We start from the raw sequence: 18,141 nt of genomic DNA, 5'->3' as shown, positions 1-18,141 counted from the left end.
CAGGGGGTGTGGAGCGGAGGGGGCGCGAATTTGAGAGCGATTGGATTCGGCGCCCGGGCGGTTGGTGTGATCTGTGGGGTGCCGGATCCTGATTGCTCTCAAATTTGCACCGCGACCGACGCCGCGACCTGGGAACATGGCGGAGCGGTGGGGGTCGCAGTGCCGGGAGGCCGGAGCTTGTCGGAGGTCCGGCACCGCGACCCACGCCGCGACCAGTGAACATGGCGGAGCGGTGGGGGTCGCAGTGCCGGGTGGCCGGAGCTTGTCGGAGGTCCGGCACCGCGACCCACGCCGCGACCAATAAGTTCAGTACTTGATGGTGCTCAGGGCATCGCCGATCGGGATCTCGCCGGCTGTGACCTCGAACTGCGTCTTGACGGCGGTGCCCTCGATCAGCGACGTGGCGATGACGTCGGCCACATCGGCGCGCGAGATCTCGCCGCTGTCGAGTCGCGATCCCACGGCGATTGTGCCCGTCGCGGGGTCGTCGGTGAGGGTGCCGGGGCGGACGATGGTCCAGTCGAGCCCGTCGCGAGCGCGAACGTTGGCATCGGCCTCGCTCTTCGCGCGCAGATAGACCTGGAACACATCGTCGTCGGCCGCGGGAAGCTCAGCACGCTTCGCATCGAAGTCGTCGGTGTGCATGGCTGACACAAGCACGTACCGCGAGACCCCGGCCGCCTCAGCGGCATCGGCCAGAAGGATCGCGCCATCTCGGTCGATGGTGAGCTTGCGCTCCGCCCCGCTGCTACCGCCGCCACCGGCAGCGAAAACGACGGCATCGGCTCCGTCGAGGTGACCCGCGAGGGTGGCGACATCGGTGCTCTCAAGGTCGAGCACGAGTGCGCGCGCCCCGACTTTCTCGAGATCAGCGACGTGATCGGTGTTGCGGACAATGCCGACCGGGTCGTGACCCGCTGTCGACAGCTGACGTTCAAGGAGCTGGGCGATCTTGCCGTGACCACCGGCGATGACGATTCTCATGGGTCTATCCAACCCGGGTGTCCTGCATGCGCGGTGGAAACCGCTAAAGTGGATGTCGGCTCCCCACGTGGCGCCATCCAGGCCAACTCCCCCAGGGCAGAAATGCAGCAAGGGTAACCGGGCTCTGGCGGGTGCGTGGGGAGTCTTTTGTTTTCTCGCCTGGCTCGAAAACCGCGGCGCACCGGCCAGTGGTGCTTTTAGGCAGCGGCTTCGCCGCGCCGGCGGGTGCGTGGAGAGTCTTTCTTTTTGCGCGCTGGTTCGCGGGCAGGCTGCGGGGGGTCTGCAAATTCGAAGGAGAAACGTCGGGGGAGGCAGCCCGATCGGCATAAGTGCGCTCGGCTGGGGCGGTTTTTCCTTCAAATTCGGGCGGGGGGACGGCGCGACACTCGTTCTGGGGGTACGAGCGAACCAGATTGGTTGGTTCGGCGTCCAGTGATCTGCTTATGATGGCCACACCAAAACGGCCGAGCTCCTCACCAGAGTGACGCCACCTCCCTCACCAGGAGGCCCCCGCAGGGAAAGGACGCGACCGTGACGTCGCACACCAGGATCAGGATCACCGCGACACGCGGCAACTCACCCTTGTCGTCTTTCGCCTTGCGTACTCCGTCTCGCTGCCCCCGTGCGGCGCGAGGCGGCTCCGCGGGATGCGCGCCTCACCACCGCGCATCCCGCATCTCTCCGTCGACCCACTCGGCCTAACGGCACCACCCGCACACCGCCGTCCCTCACCAGGTCGGCACTTGCACCACCTGCACCACCGCCGACCCTCACCAGGTCGACAGCCGCAGCACCAGCACCACCCGCATCGCCTCACCAGCACCGCGGCAGCTCGACCCTCCCGACCCACCACCGGGGGGTTTCCGGATCAGTGACAGGCCCGACCTGTCAGGAAGAAGCACCCCATGCACCGCCAGAGGTCTACCCGAACCCTCCTCCGAGGCCACCTTCTTCTCCGCGCCGGTGTCGCCACCGTCGTGGGCGCACTCATCGCCGCGTCGGCCGTGGTCCCCGCGCAGGCGGCCACGACTGACGTGACCGAGGCGGAGGGTGCGCTCCTCTCCGGTTCGGGGATCGTCGACCTCGACAACATCGCGGCACTGCGCGGGGCGTACTCCGCGGCTCCGACCGCCGGGGGAGTCGTGGCCAACCCCCTCGACGTGACGGCTGCCAACGCGGTCAACGTCGATCTCGGCAACGGCGTGCGCCTGCTCGGCACCAACGGGCTCCTGACGCTCGGCGTCGCGGGGCAGTACGCGAGCACGACGCCGACGTCGGCGACCGCCGCTTCGGGCCTGATCGGCTCCGACGGCTCCATCGGGGTCGGGCCGGGCACCGCCGGGGGCGTCTCGACGCTGAACCTCACTCCGCTGCTCAGCCGGGTGGGCGCAGCATCGGCTGTGGCCTCCGCCGCGCAGCTCGACATCGGCGCTCTCGCCTCCCGCATCCAGGCTCAACGCGGAACGACCGTGCAGCCCACCACCGACTACGGCATCGCGAGCGCGAAATTCGCCGTCACGAGCCCGGCTGTCGCCGGCCTGAACACGTCACTGCAGACGTCGGTCAACGGCATCGGCAGCAGCATCAACAACCTGGCGTCGAACCAGTCCGCGCTGAACGGCGTCGTCTCGGGAACGACGGGCGACCTCACGACGGCTCTGGGCACTCTGATTCCCGGCCTGGTGAGCGTCAACAACACGAACCTGACCGCGACGATCACCGGCCTGAACCTCGGCGCGGTGACCGCACCGGTCCTCGCTCGGAGCTACACCTCCGGTGCCGTGACGATCACCCCCTCGACCGGTCAGATCGTCATAGACCTCAACACCCTCCAGGCTCTGAACGGCCAAGCCCCCAACACCGAGTTGCTCTCGACGCCTGCTCTGCGGAGCGTCATATCGGCGGCCATCCAGGACATCCTCGTCTCCCAGGTTCCAGCGGCTCTCAACACCGCGGTCGTCGCGGCGATCGGAACCGCGACCGTCAACGCCACGCTCACCGCCAACGTCGCTGTCGCCGGACTCAATGTCACTCGCCTCAACGTCGGCATCACGACGACCCTCGGGAACCTGCTTAAGACCACAGGCCGCACTCCGGCGACGGTCACCGCGACCGGTCAGGCTCTCGGCCTCGGCGGCATCGCGCTCTCGTCCGCAGTCCTCACCCCGGCACTCCAGCCGGTTGTCGACGGCACCCTCGTTCCCCTGCTCGGCGGAGTGTTCCAGCCGACGGTCGCCGGCATCCCCGACACCCTCGCGGCCGTCACCCGGCCCGTGAGCACCACCCTCGGTGGGCTGCCCGGGATCCTGAACCAGCTGGTCTCGATCACGGTCAACGCGCAAGACGCCTCCGGGTTCCAGGACGGGCGCGGCACCGACGCGGGCTCGCGATCGGTTCACGCGCTGCGCCTGAGCGTGCTGCCCGCGGTGAACGCGGCCACGGTCGATCTGGCGACGTCGACCGTGAAGGCCACCGTCACCGCGCCGGTCACGATCACGGCGCCGACGGCGGGCCAGCAGTTCACCGTCGCCACGTCGACCGCAACCCGTTCGATCACCGTCACGGGAACCGGCGAACCCGGTGCCGACATTGCCGTCGACCTGGGTCAGGGCCGCACCGGCACCGCGACGGTCGCCGCCGACGGCACCTGGAGCTCCACGATCCCGGCCGTGGGGGTGGGCTCTGTCACCGCCAGCGTCACGCAGACGTTCGGCGGCGCGACCACGGGCCCCGTGACCCGCGCCTTCACTGTCGTCGCGCAACAGCCGCTGACCATCACGGCCCCCACCGCGGGTCGTGCCTTCACCGTCGTCTCGCCGACTGCGAAGACGCCCGTCACCGTCTCCGGTACCGCGACACCGGGCGCCTCGATCGCCCTCAGCCTCGGCGCTCCGTCGGGCATCACGGGCACAGCGACCGCAGGATCCGACGGCACCTGGACCACGGATCTCACGGGCGTCCCCGTCGGCACGTACACGGTCAGTGCGACCCAGACATCGGGCGGTGTCACCTCGGCTCCCGTCACCCGGCCCTTCTCGGTCGTGGCCGGTGCAGGCCTCACCGTGACCGCGCCCGCCGACGGCACGCAGATCGTCGTGCCCGGCGCCGACTCCACGGCGACCGTCACGGTCGTCGGAACCGCCCAGCCGAACGCGACGGTCGACGCCTCGCTCGGCGGCGGTCTCACCGGCACCACGACGGCTGCGGCCGACGGAAGCTACAGCATCCCGGTCTCGGGCGTCGGTGTCGGACCGCACACCGTCAGCGTCACGCAGACCGTCGGCGGCGGGACCTCCGCTGCGGTCACCCGCGACATCACCGTCGTCGCGTCGTCGCCGCTCGTGATCCAGTCGCCTGCCGCGGGCGCCGAGTTCCGCGTGGCCGGGCCGACCGCCACGACGCCGGTGACCGTCTCGGGCACCGCCCAGGCCGGCGCGACCGTCGCCGTTCAGCTCGCCCCGGGCATCTCCACCTCGGTGACCGCGGGCGTGACCGGCACCTGGTCGGCTCCCTTCAGCAACGTCGGGGTCGGTGACTACACGGCCAGCGTCACCCAGACCGTTGCCGGCACGACCTCTCCCGCTCAGACCCGTGCGTTCCGCGTCATCGCGGGTGACCCGGTCGTCATCGAGGCGCCGGCCGCCGGTACGACGTCCGTCGTCGCGGCACCCACCTCTACTCGCCCCGTCACCGTCTCCGGCACCGCCGAGCCGCGTGCCGAGGTCACCGTCGTCCTCGACGACACCCACCAGGCGACCGTGACCGCCAGCCCGACCGGAGCCTGGGCCACGACCTTCACCGCCATCCCCGTCGGCGACTACCAGATCAGCGCTGCGCAGACCGTGAACGGCTCGACCTCGACCCCGGTCGTCCGGCCTTACTCGATCGTCGCCGCTGTGCCGGTCACGATCACGAGCCCCGACCCCGCGGTCGACGTCGTCGTGGCTCAGGACGGCCAGACCACCGCAGTGACGGTGGCCGGAACGGCCCAGCCGAACGCCGGCATCGCAGTCAGCCTCGGTGGCGGACTCACCGCCACGACAACCGCTGACGGCACCGGAGCCTGGAGCGTTCCGGTCACCGGAGTCGGCACCGGCGACTACGTCATCGCCGTTACCGAGACCGTCGGCGGCACCACCTCCCCGGCCGTCACTCAGCCCCTGACCGTCCGCGCGGGTGACCCCGTCGTGATCACCGCTCCTGCTCCTGGCACCGAGGTCACGGTGTTCGGAGCGAACGGAACCACCACGGCGGTCATCACCGGTACGGCTCAGGCCGGAGCGCGGGTGACAGCCGACCTGGCTCCGGGATTCACGGGAACCACCACGGCGTCGGCCGGCGGATCCTGGACTGTCCGGATCGCCGATGTGCCGGTGGGCGACTACCGCCTCAGCGCGACCCAGACGATCAACGGCACCAGCTCGACCACTGCGGCGCGTGACTTCTCGGTCGTCGTCGGTGGCGCCATCGTCATCGAGACGCCGGCCACCGGAACGGCATTCGCCGTGGCCGACCCCGACTCGGTGCGAGCCACCACGACCATCGCCGGTCGTGCTGACGGCGGCGCCGCGGTCGAGGTGACCCTCACGCGAGGCAACGACGCACCGATCATCCGCGACACCGTCGCCAGCGGGGCCGGCGCCTGGACGGTCTCGTTCGCCGACTTGCCCGTCGGTGACTACTCGGTCGAAGCGACGCAGACCGTGGGCGGCGCGACGGACTCCGCCACGGCGACGACGTTCTTCGTGGTCGCGAGCGAGCCGATCGCGATCACCGCACCCGTGGCGGGCACCGCCTACCGGGTCGCCGACGACGCCTCCGTGCTGCCGGTGACCATCCGCGGAACCGCTCAGCCGAACGCGACGGTCGACGTGCTCGTCGACGGCCGCACGCTCACCACGACCGCCTCCACGGGCGGCACCTGGTCGGTTCGCGCCGACGGCACGGCGGACGGCGCCGGAGCGGGCCTCGCCACCGGAACCTACCCCGTCTCGGCGACCCAGACGGTCGGCGGAACCACGTCGGCCACCCCGGCGACGACCTCCTTCTCGATCGTCGCGGGGGCGCCCTTCGACATCTCGACTCCGATCGCCGGAACCGAGCTGCAGGTGGCCGATGCCGACGCCACCCTCACCGTGCCTGTGACTGGCACCGGCGAATCCGGTGCCAGCGTCGCGGTCACGTACAACGGCGTCACCAAGACCGTCACCGCTGACCTCGTCACCGGTAACTGGTCGACCTCGTTCTCGGGCGTCGGTGTCGGCACCCCGACCTTCCGTGCCATCGAGACCGTCGGCACCACGTCCACGCCGGCCAAGACCCGCACCATCACGGTGACGGCCGCAGCGGCCGTCCGCGTCACCTCGCCCGCTGCCGGCGACGTCATCACCGTCGCGGGCCCGGGCTCCACCGTCGACGTCACCGTCACCGGTCGTGCCGAGCCGAATGCTCCCGTGAACGTCAACCTCGGCGGCGGCCTCACCGCAGCGGTGACCGCCGACGGAAACGGCATCTGGACCGCTCCCTTCGCCGACCTGCCGGTCGGCGGCTACACCGCCTCCGTGACCCAGACGGTCAACGGCACGGTGTCGACACCCATCACCTCCTCCTTCTCGGTGGAGGCGGGCGACCCTGTCGTCATCACGAGCCCGGTCGACGGCGGTCGGATCACGGTGGCCGATGCCGACGCCACCGCAACCGTGCGCGTGGTCGGCACCGCCGAGCCCAACGCCGACATCAGCATCGACATCGACGGCCGCACGGCCGCGACGACGGCCGACGACAACGGCGACTGGTCGGCACCCGTGACCGGTGTCGACGTCGGGACGCACACCATCGCGGTGACGCAGACCGTCGGCGGCACGACCTCCGACCCGACCACCTCGACGGTGACCGTCGCGGCGGGCGCGCCCCTCGTGATCGGGGCACCCCGGGCCGGCAGCACCATCACCGTCGCCGATGCCGCCTCGCGGGTCGACGTGCCGGTCTCGGGCACGGCACAGCCGCGCGCCACCGTCCGCATTCGCCTCGACGCGGGTGACCCCGTCGACGTGACCGCCGACGCCGACGGCAACTGGGCGACGACGTTCGCCCGCGTCGCCGTCTCCGCCGACGCCTACACGCTGCACGCGACCCAGACGGTCGGCGGCACGACGTCGGCCGAACTCGACCGCAGCTTCCGGGTCGTTGCCGGCGCCGAGGTCACGATCGCCACGCCTACGGTCGGACAGACCTACACGGTCGCCCGCGACGACTCGACGACCGACGTCGTGGTGCGCGGAACGGCCGAGCCACGATCGACCGTCACGGCCGAGATCGCCGGCGGTACTGCGGCGACGACGACAGCCACCGCAGGGGGTACCTATGAGCTGACGCTCGAGGACGTCCCCACCGGCACACCGACGATTGAGGTCCGCCAGACGATCGGCGGCACCACGTCGACCGATCCCGCGACGGTCCGCATCGTCGTGGCACCGGCTGCGCCCGTCACCATCACCGACCCCGCGACCGGCACGACCCTCCTGGTCGGCACCACCGGCGAAACGGTCGACGTGCCGTTCAGCGGCACCGGCCAGCCCGGCGCCAACCTCACGGTGTCGCTCGGCGGCGGTCTCACCGCCACCACGACGGTCGACGGCGACGGCAACTGGACGACCATCGTCCGCGACGTGACTGTCGGCGACAAGACCGCCACCGTCACGCAGACGATCGACGGAGTCGACTCGACCCCGGCGACCCGCGACCTGACCGTCGCCGTCGCGGATGGCGTGACCATCTCGGATCCTGCCGTCGGAGCCTCGTTCCCCGTCGCGACAGCCACCGGGCTGGTGGATGTGCCGGCCGCCGGCACCGCGCAGCCGAACACCACGGTGCGCGTCACGCTCGACGACGGCACCGCGGTGACCGTGACGTCGAACGACGACGGCCGCTGGAACCACACGTTCCAGGACGTCGCCGTCGGTGACCACACGGTCAGCGCCGTGCAGATCCTCGACAACGGCGCCACCCCGGCAGTCGTCCGCGCCTTCGAGGTGGCCGTCGCTCCGGCCGCGACCATCTCGACGCCCCGCCCCGGGCAGCAGTTCGCCGTGGCTGCGGGTGACACCGCGACGGTTCCCGTCTCGGGCACAGGGCTGCCGGGCGCATCGATCCTGGTGACGCTCGACGGAGGACGCGCGAGGACCGTCACGGTCGACGGCTCCGGATCCTGGTCGACGACCTACGCCGGCGTCGCAGTCGGCACGGGACAGGTGGTCGAGGCCACGCAGACCGTCGGCGGAACAGCGCAGGATCCGATCGATGTCACCTTCGACGTCGTGGTCAGCGCCGCTCCGGCGGCTCCCGTGGCGATCACCAGCCCCGCAGCGGGCGCCGTGATCCCCGACACGACCGGTGACGGCACGGTCGACGTGCCCCTCACCGGAACCGGCGAGCCGGGTTCGACCATCGACGTCGACCTCGGCGGCGGCTCCACCGCCACGACGACCGTCGGTACCGGCGGCGACTGGGCGGTCACCGTCTCGGACGTGCCGGTCGGACCGATCACGGTCGTCGTCACGCAGACGACCGACGGCGTCGTCACGGGCTCCGACAGCCTGGCGATCGTCGGCGAGACCGTCGCGCCGGCCGTCATCACGGTCCCGGATTCGGGGGCTTCGTTCCCCGTGGCGACCGCTGACTCGACCGCCGACATCACCGTAAGGGGTACCGGCGAGCCGGGAGCCCGGGTGACCGTGTCGCTCGGCGCCGGCCTCACCGGCACCGACACCGTGTCTGCCGGCGGCACCTGGTCCGTCATCGTGGCCGACGTCCCCGTGGGTCAGTTCACCGTCACGGTGAGCGAGACCGTCGACGGAGCCACGCTGCCCGATGTGACTCAGCCGCTCGAGGTGGTGGTCGGCGACGCCGTCGCGATCACGACACCGCGCGACGGATCGACCGTCGTCACTCCGGTGGGCAGCACGACGTCGAGCCTGCCGGTCTCCGGGACGGCCGACCCGGGAGCCCTCGTCAGCGTCACGCTCGACGGCGGCACACCGAAGACGGTCAACGCCGACTCGGACGGCGACTGGTCGGTGACCTTCACCGGCGTCGACAACGGCGACCACACGATCGCCGCAAGCGAGACGCTGGCCGACGGAGCCACGACACCGGTCACGAGCACCATCACGACGCGGGCCGCGGCCGCCGCAGCGATCACCTCGCCGCAGCGCAACCAGCAGTACGAGGTCATCGCCGGAACCACTCCCACGATCGTCGTGACCGGAACCGGTGAGCCCGGTGCCACCGTGTCGGTTGCGGTGACGGGTTCGCCAGCCACGACCGTCAGGGTGACCGCGCAGGGCACCTGGTCGGCAACGTTCGCGAACGTCTCGGCCGGAGATCACGTCGCCTCGGCGACGCAGACCTTCGGGGGAGTCGCCGGCGATCCCACGCGGGTGCCGTTCTCGGTCGTCGAAACCGCGACCCCGGTCGTAGGACCGACGATCACCAGCCCGACCACGGGTCAGATCGTCCGCGACGACGACGGTGACGGCTACTTCGACGTCACCGTCCGCGGAACCGGCGACCCCGGCTCGACCATCGAGGTCGACCTCGGCTCCGGGATCACCCGCACGGTCACGGTCGGCACCGACGGAACCTGGGCGACGACGGTCACCGCAGTTCCCGACGGCCCGCAGACGATCGTGGTCACGCAGACGACCGGCGGCGACGTCACCGGCTCGGCGAGCGTCTCGATCGAAGGATCCCAGGCAGCGCCGATCACCATCAGCGCACCGACTGCGGGTCAGCGCATCAACGCCCCGGCGACCGGACCGGCGACGATCACCGTCACGGGTCGGGCCGAACCCGGCGCCGCCATCCGGCTGCGACTCGACAACGGGACGGTCGTCACGACCACCGCCGCCGGCGACGGATCGTGGAGCATCCCGCTCGAGGGGGTCGGCGTAGGCAGTCACAGCGTCTCGGCCACCGAAACCGTCGGGGCCTCGACATCGGCTCCCGTCAGCGTCGCGTTCACGGTGGTCAGCGCGGCTCCGGCCGGCACGATCACGGTTCTCGCCCCGGCGCCTGACGCGCTGATCGTCGACCGCGACGGCAACGGCTCCGAGCCGGTCACCGTCTCGGGCACCGCGACCTCCGGCGCCCTGGTGACCGTGGTCCTCGACGACGGCGTCACCCTGACGACGACTGCGAGCGACGCGGGAGAGTGGAGCGTCCTGTACCCGGGAGTCTCGACCGGTTCGCACTCGTTCGTGGCATCGCAGACCGCTAACGGACTCACCACGAGCGCCCCGAGCCAGGACTTCCTGGTGCGAGCCACCGATCCGATCGTGATCTTGCAGCCGGCACCGGGCTCGACGTTCCTGGCTACCACAGACGGAACGGCCACCATCCGCGTGGCCGGGACGTCGGATCCTGGAGGTCTCGTGACGGTGTCCGTCGACAACGGCCGCAACTTCACGACCACGGCCGATGACAACGGTGCCTGGACGCTGGACATCTCGGGGGTCGCTCCCGGCCAGCACACCGTCACCGCGACGGAGACCGTGCTCGGATCCACCTCCGACCCGGTGTCGACCGTGTTCGGAGTGATGAGCCCGCCGTCCACCGGTGGCGGCCAGCCCGGCACCGGGGGCGGCGAGCCGGGCACCGGAGGCGGCGACCCCGGCACCGGTGGCGGTGACCCCGGCACCGGGGGCGGTGACCCCGGCACCGGGGGCGGCCAGCCGGGAACGGGTGGCGGTCAGCCGGGCACGGGTGGCGGCACAGGCGGCGGTACCGGCACCGGTAACGGCGGGACGGGCTCCGGCTCTGGTGGCACCGGAACGGGCTCCGGCTCGGGAACGGGCTCCAACCAGGATCCGGCTCTCTCGCCGGCAGGCACCGGCGGAACCGGCACCCCCGGGTCGCTGGTCGACGGCGCCCTCGCTTTCACAGGCTCGACCGTCCTCCCATGGGCGGCCGTAGGCGCAGGCATCCTCGCGCTCGGTCTCGGGATGTTGGGTGCATCCCGCGCACTGAGCACATTCAGGTCGAGGAGACGCTAGCGCCGTGAGGAGCGGCCTTCCCCCTTCGGGTGGGGGAGGGCCGCTCCGTTCGTGTTCCCGGGGCTCCGAGTGTCGGTGGCGACGGCTAGTCTTTCTCCGTGGTCACCGCTCTATATCGCCGCTACCGGCCCGAGACTTTTGCCGAACTCATCGGTCAGACTCAGGTGACCGATCCGCTCCGCACAGCGTTACGCACGAACCGCGTCAACCACGCGTATCTCTTCAGCGGCCCCCGGGGCTGCGGTAAGACGACGTCGGCGCGGATCCTTGCTCGCTGTCTTAACTGCGCCGAGGGCCCCACCGACACGCCCTGCGGCGTCTGCCCCAGCTGTGTCGAGCTCGCTCGCGACGGCAGCGGCTCGCTCGACGTAATCGAGATCGACGCCGCGAGCCACGGTGGTGTCGAAGACAGCCGCGACCTTCGCGACCGGGCGATCTTTGCGCCGGCTCGCGACCGCTACAAGATCTTCATCCTCGACGAGGCCCACATGGTCACGAACCAGGGCTTCAACGCCCTGCTCAAGATCATTGAAGAGCCGCCCGAGCACGTGAAGTTCATCTTCGCGACCACCGAGCCAGAAAAGGTCATCGGCACGATCCGGTCGCGCACCCACCACTACCCGTTCCGGCTGGTTCCGCCCGCGCAGATGCTCGACTACATCGGGTCGCTCTCCGAGACCGAGGGTGTCGTGGCCGCACCCGGCGTGCTGCCGCTCGTCGTCCGCGCCGGTGGCGGGTCTGTGCGCGACACGCTCTCGCTGCTCGACCAGCTCATGGCCGGGTCCGAGGCCGGGTCGATCGAATACGAGCGGGCCGTCGCGCTGCTCGGCTACACGCACGCATCGCTCCTCGACGGCGTGATCGACGCTCTCGGTGCCCGCGACGGTGCCGCGACCTTCGCCGCCATCGACCGAGTCGTCCAGACCGGTCAAGATCCGCGCCGGTTCGTCGAAGACCTCCTCGAACGCCTGCGCGACCTCATCGTCGTCGGCGCCACCAACGAGGGCGCCTCCGCCGTACTGCGCGGCATCACCGCCGACGAGCTCGACCATCTCGGCCGCCAGGCCCACTCGTTCGGTCAGGCCGAACTCTCTCGCTCGGCCGACGTGGTCAACCGGGCTCTCACCGACATGACCGGCGCGACCTCGCCGCGACTGCACCTCGAGCTCATGGTCGCGCGCATCCTCGTACCCGAGAGCGACGAGTCCGGCCGCGGCGCCCTCGCGCGGGTCGAGCGGCTCGAGCGTCGGGTCGGGGTGTCTGATTCTTCCGCTCCTGCCGGCTCTGCCGGGGCTTCTGTTGGCGGGGTGCCTGCTAGTGCTGCCCCTGCTGCTTCGGCTCCTGCTTCTCGTGTCGCCTCTGCGGCTGCCGGTTCTGCCTCTCCCGGTGCCACCGCATCCTCGTCCACCCCTGCCTCCGCAGCACCGACTTCGTCGACGCCTACCTCGTCCTCTCCGGCGGCCGCCGCCGACGCCTGGGCCCAGGTCGCGCCTGCTGCTGCGCCTGTCGTCTCTAGTGCCTCTGCTGCTGCTGCTGCTGACGTGCCTGCCGCCTCTGCTGCCGCCGTGCCTGCCGCTGCCGCTGCCGATTCGTCGCCCGCGTCGGCGTCGGCGTCGGCGTCGTCTCCGTCGTCCGCCGCTCAGCCGGATCCCGCCGAACCGTCGCTGCCTGGCTCGTCGCACTCCGCAGCCTGGGCGCAGACGCCCGAGGTCGAGAACGCGGTCGAGAAGCCCGGCGCCGGTGTCGCCGGGGGCACCGTCAGCCTGCAGCAGCTCCGCGACAGCTGGCCCGAGATCCTCGAGATCGTCGAGCGCGACAAGCTGTCCGCCTGGATGGTCGTCATGACCGCCACCGTCCGCGATTTCACCGGCGACGTTCTGACACTGCTGTTCCCGAGCCACAACGACGTCGAGCTGTTCAAGCGACCCGTGGGTGCCGGCGAAGGAGTCAGCGAATTCCTCCGACGTGCCATCCAGCAGGTCCTCGGCATCCGTGTCAAATACATCGCCCGCGTCGAAGAGGCGGGCGGCACCTCGCAATCGACGACACCGGCCCAGCCGTCAGCCCCGGCGGCTACGCCGGCGCCCGTCGAGTCGGCCCGCGCCAGCGACTCGCCCGCATCGGCACCGGCTACGGCCCCATCGGCCTCCGCCGCGTCGGCGTCGGCTCCCTCGGCATCGGCTCAGGCTACGGCGCAGTCCGCACCACGGGCACCGGCACCGGCGCCCAGCCCTTCGACGTCCGTGTCGGCACCGCCCAGCGCGTCCGCACCCACCACGGGCTGGGATGTCGCTGCCATCCCGCAGTCCGCTCCACCCGAGCCTGACGAGCCCATCGGCGACATTCCCGAGCCCGACCTTCCTGAAACGATCACGGAGGAGCCGGCCGGAGGAGTGCCCCCGTTAGGCGCGACACCGCCGATCGAGGGCGGGGCAAGCCAGTCGCAGCCCGACGCGGCGGGGCGGCAGCCGGATCCTTCGGTTTCGACTCCGGCCACGGCACCGCGAAGCGCCGGACGCACCATTCCTCAGACCTCGCGCTATGGCGAGGCGGTCGTGCGGGAGATCCTCGGGGCGCAGTTCATCCAGGAAGAGACGATTGCGCCGCGCGTGAGCCCGCTGTCCGCACCACCGAACGAGAGCAACTGACGTGTACGAAGGCATCGTCCAAGACCTGATCGACGAGTTCGGGCGCCTTCCCGGTATCGGGCCGAAGTCGGCTCAGCGCATCGCCTTCCACATCCTGCAGACCGAAACTTTCGACACGACGCGACTCGCCGAACTGCTGGTCGACGTCAAGACGAAGGTGCGGTTCTGCGAGATCTGCGGCAACGTGACCGAAGAAGAGCGGTGCTCGATCTGCCGCGATCCTCGTCGGTCGCCCGCGACCATCTGCGTCGTCGAAGAGGCGAAAGACGTGCAGGCGATTGAGCGCACCCGCGAGTTCCGCGGCCTGTACCACGTGCTCGGCGGAGCGATCAGCCCCATCGACGGCATCGGGCCCGACGACCTGCGCATCCGCCAGCTCGTGCAGCGCCTCGCCGACGACACCGTCACCGAGGTCATCATCGCGACCGACCCCAACCTCGAGGGCGAGGCCACCGCCACCTATCTGTCGCGGATGCTGTCGCCGTTCGGGCTGCGCGTCACCCGGCTCGCCTCGGGGCTGCCCGTCGGCGGCGACCTCGAATACGCCGACGAGGTCACGCTCGGGCGTGCGTTCGAGGGGCGGCGGGTCGTCAGCGACTAGCTGCGCGCGCGGGTTTGCTCGGGGCTCGGTGCTCGGCAACCTGACGCGAATCGGCCAAACTGACGCGGCGCGCCGCGTCTGGATGGCCGATCCGCGTCGGTTTGCGCAGCGTCTACCGTCACATCGAGTTATCCACAACTTGCTTGCAGGCCCTCCATGCGCATGCTCACTCCGTCATCGTTGATGTATGACATTTTCGCCGGCCGTCTCCCGCCTTATTCGAACGTCTGACCTGCTGCGGGCCGGTCACGACGACCACTCGCTCCGTCGCGCGGCCGATCGGGGCGAGCTCACGCGGATCGTGCCGGGGGTTTTTCTTCCCTCAAGCACCTGGTCCGGCCTCGACCTCAGAGTCCAGCATCTGCTCCGAGCCGAGGCCATCCGGCCAAGCGTGAGCGACAGCAGCGCCTTCTCACATCTCACGGCCGCGGCCTTTCATGGTTGGGCGTCACTCCAGCCGTGGCCCGATAGGCCGGCGGTGACCGATCCCGTCGTAGCTCGATCTCGCAAAGGGGCGACGCGGTTGGTGCACGCGTCTCCTTTGGCATCGAGCGACACGGAATGGCGCTACGGCTACCGCGTGACGGAGCCCGGTCGAACGGCGCTCGACTTGGCCACGAACCTTCCGTTTGCAGAAGCCGTCGTCTCACTCGACAGCGCTCTCCGCGATCCTCAGGAGCACGGTCCCGTGGTTCCCGACAGCGATGAAGCCGATAAAACCGTTCTGACTCTCGATCAGCTCGATGCGGCATCTCGTCGACGAGGCGCGATTCGAGCCCACCGCCGATTCAGAACCGTTCGATCGTTCGTGGATGGGCGGTCGGGGTCGCCAGGAGAATCGCTGAGTCGAGTGGTTCTCAACGAGCGTGGATGGCCGCCACCTGTGCTGCAGCAGCCTTTCGTCGATAAGTGGGGCCTGATCGGGTACGCCGATTTTTGGTGGCCGCAATTTGGCGTGATCGGCGAATTCGACGGCTATGTCAAGTACTCACAGGGGAACTACCTCAAAGGGGCGGCCCCTGCCGACGCTGTCGTTGCTGAAAAGCGGCGAGAAGATCGACTCCGGGCGCTCCCCGAAGTTCGTACCGTCGTGCGCTGGATGTGGAGTGACGTCACCCGTGCTGAACGCCTCGACGGGTTGCTCGCGGCCGCAGGCGTGCGAAAGGCAAGGTGATGTGACGCATTTCGGCCAAACCGTCGCGGCGAGCCAGGTCAGATTGGCCGAAGCGCGTCAGGTTGCACGCGCGGGGCGGACCGGGTGTACCGGCCACAGCGCCGTAACGCCGACGAAACGTCCCATACAATTTCAAGGCCAGTACCCCCGACCCCCCCAGGAGCCCTTCCGTGAGCTTGATCGTGCAGAAATTCGGCGGATCGTCCGTTGCCGACGCCGAGAGCATCAAGCGGGTCGCGAAGCGCATCGTCGAGACGCGCAAGGCGGGCAACGAGGTCGTCGTCGCGGTGAGCGCAATGGGCGACACCACCGACGAGTTGCTCGATCTGGCCAACGAGGTCACTCCGATCCCGGCCGGCCGCGAGCTCGACATGCTCCTGACCGCGGGGGAGCGCATCAGCATGGCCCTGCTCGCCATGGCGATCCGCGGTCTGGGTGTCGAGGCCCGCTCCTACACGGGCAGCCAGGCCGGAATGATCACCGACGCCCAGCACGGCAAGGCCCGCATCGTCGACGTCACTCCCGGCCGCATCCGCGAGGCGCTCGACCAGGGTGCGATCGCCATCGTCGCCGGATTCCAGGGCTTCAACCGGACGACGGGCGACATCACGACTCTCGGTCGCGGCGGATCCGACACCACGGCCGTCGCGCTCGCGGCAGCCCTCGACGCTGACGTCTGCGAGATCTACACCGACGTCGACGGAATCTTCACCGCCGATCCCCGCGTCGTGCCCAAGGCCCGCAAACTCGATCGGATCACCAGCGAAGAGATGCTCGAGCTGGCCGCTGCCGGGTCGAAGGTCCTCTACATCCGCGCGGTCGAGTATGCCCGGCGCCACGGCGTCACCCTGCACGTCCGCTCGTCGTTCAACAACAACGAGGGCACACTTGTCGTCAACCCGAAAGAGGGAGAGAACGTGGAAGAGCCGATCATCGCCGGCGTGGCCGGAGACCTCAGCGAGGGCAAGATCACGGTCGTCGGCGTGCCCGACAAGCCCGGCAAGGCGGCCGAGATCTTCCGCACCGTCGCCAAGACGGGCGCGAACATCGACATGATCGTGCAGAACGTCTCCGCTGCGGCGACGAGCCTCACCGACATCTCGTTCACCCTGCCGAAGTCAGACGGTACGACCGTCATGCAGGCTCTCGAATCCGAGCGCGAGGCGATCCAGTTCCAGAGCCTCCTGTACGACGACCAGATCGGCAAGCTCGCCCTGGTCGGAGCAGGCATGCGCACCAACGCCGGAGTCAGCGCAAAGCTCTTCACCGCTCTCTACGAGTCGGGCATCAACATCGAGATGATCTCGACCAGCGAGATCCGCATCTCGGTCGTCACGCGGGCTGACACCCTCAACGACGCGCTGCGAGTCGTCCACGCCGCTTTCGGCCTCGACAGCGACGAGATCGCGGTCGTGCACGGCGGCACCGGCCGCTGACGCGCCGGGAAGAAATAAGGATCCCACGGGGTTCAGCGAGCAGACACCACGCGACTCGACACCGGGCATCCACACGCACGACGCCCCGCGAGACGGCACCCCGCAGCACCCCGGCACCCCGAGATACCCGGCGACACGACACCCCCCGACACCCCGCTCTACGACACGAAAGAGACGAACCCATGGCTGAAGGACTCCGCGTAGGCGTTGTCGGCGCAACCGGCCAAGTGGGCGCCGTGATGCGCCGCCTGCTCGAGGAGCGCGAGTTCCCGATCGCCGAGATCCGTTTCTTCGCGACGTCGCGCTCGGCCGGCACGACGTTGCCGTTCCGCGGCGAAGAGGTCGTCGTCGAAGATATCGAGTCGGCCGATCCGTCCGGCCTCGACATCGCTCTGTTCTCGGCCGGTGCTACGGGGTCGAAGAAGCACGGGCCGCGGTTCGCCGACGCCGGAGTGCTCGTCATCGACAATTCGAGTGCGTGGCGCATGGATCCTGACGTTCCCCTGGTCGTGAGCGAGGTCAATCCGCACGCGATCGACGAGGCCGTCAAGGGCATCGTCGCCAACCCGAACTGCACGACCATGGCGGCCATGCCGGTGCTCAAGGTGCTCGACGCCGAAGCGGGCCTCGAACGCCTGACCGTCAGCACCTATCAGGCGGTCTCCGGGTCGGGCCTCGCCGGAGCCGAAGAGCTGCTGTCGCAGGTGACCGCGGCTGTCGCGCAAGACACGATCGGCCTCGTGCAAGACGGTTCGGCCGTGAACTTCCCCGAGCCGGTCAAGTACGTCGCACCGATCGCGTTCGACGTGATCCCGTTCGCCGGCAACCTCGTCGACGACGGCCTGAACGAGACCGACGAAGAGAAGAAGCTCCGCAACGAGAGCCGCAAGATCCTCGAGCTTCCCGACCTGCGCGTCAGCGGCACCTGCGTGCGCGTTCCCGTGTTCACCGGACACTCGCTGTCGATCAACGTCGAGTTCGCTCGCGACATCACGCCCGAGCGGGCCACCGAGATCCTCTCGTCTGCGCCGGGTGTCGTTCTCACCGATGTGCCGACGCCGCTCCAGGCTGCCGGGCAAGATCCGAGTTTCGTTGGGCGCATCCGCCACGACGAGGGGGCGCCGGGCAACCGCGGCCTGGCCCTGTTCATCTCGAACGACAACCTGCGCAAGGGGGCCGCGTTGAACGCCGTGCAGATCGCCGAGATCGTGGCTGAGAGACGAGCGAGCGCGACGGCTTAGAATCG

Annotated in this window: 7 protein-coding genes and 1 other RNA gene; 7 read left to right on the top strand and 1 reads right to left on the bottom strand. The window is 69.7% G+C overall.

Annotated elements, in window-relative coordinates; translation table 11 throughout:
* Nucleotides 1-306: 306 nt before the first annotated feature.
* Nucleotides 307-984 carry an SDR family oxidoreductase gene (locus tag ASF54_RS05380; protein ID WP_055959580.1) on the bottom strand — a complete coding sequence of 226 codons (678 nt, stop codon included), beginning with the start codon at nt 982-984 and terminating at the stop codon, nt 307-309.
* 54 nt (nt 985-1,038) lie between these two features.
* Here ASF54_RS05380 and ffs point away from each other — a divergent pair.
* The 7 genes from ffs to ASF54_RS05350 all read left to right on the top strand — a co-directional run bounded on the left by ffs (nt 1,039) and on the right by ASF54_RS05350 (nt 18,136).
* Nucleotides 1,039-1,135, top strand: an RNA gene (gene ffs, locus ASF54_RS16035) — signal recognition particle sRNA small type.
* A 754-nt stretch (nt 1,136-1,889) separates the two neighbouring features.
* A complete protein-coding gene (locus ASF54_RS05375; protein ID WP_055959578.1) occupies nt 1,890-11,036 on the top strand; it encodes a choice-of-anchor G family protein in 9,147 nt (3,048 codons plus the stop codon).
* Nucleotides 11,037-11,134: 98 nt separating this feature from the next.
* A complete protein-coding gene (locus tag ASF54_RS05370) occupies nt 11,135-13,684 on the top strand; it encodes a DNA polymerase III subunit gamma and tau (RefSeq protein WP_055959577.1) in 2,550 nt (849 codons plus the stop codon).
* 1 nt (nt 13,685) lies between these two features.
* On the top strand, nt 13,686-14,285 hold the full coding sequence (gene recR / locus ASF54_RS05365) for a recombination mediator RecR (protein WP_055959575.1): 600 nt from the start codon (nt 13,686-13,688) through the stop codon (nt 14,283-14,285).
* 478 nt (nt 14,286-14,763) lie between these two features.
* Complete coding sequence (locus tag ASF54_RS16300; protein WP_157510033.1) at nt 14,764-15,459, top strand: hypothetical protein; 696 nt, start codon at nt 14,764-14,766, stop codon at nt 15,457-15,459.
* 170 nt (nt 15,460-15,629) lie between these two features.
* Complete coding sequence (locus ASF54_RS05355) at nt 15,630-16,895, top strand: aspartate kinase (protein ID WP_055959571.1); 1,266 nt, start codon at nt 15,630-15,632, stop codon at nt 16,893-16,895.
* A 182-nt stretch (nt 16,896-17,077) separates the two neighbouring features.
* Entirely contained in the window at nt 17,078-18,136 is a 1,059-nt protein-coding gene (locus ASF54_RS05350) for an aspartate-semialdehyde dehydrogenase (RefSeq protein ID WP_055959569.1), read from the top strand.
* The last annotated feature ends 5 nt before the right edge of the window (nt 18,137-18,141 follow it).

It is taken from the genome of Frondihabitans sp. Leaf304 (assembly GCF_001423105.1).
GTDB lineage: Bacteria > Actinomycetota > Actinomycetes > Actinomycetales > Microbacteriaceae > Frondihabitans.
This window is presented reverse-complemented; position numbering and strand designations above follow the sequence as displayed.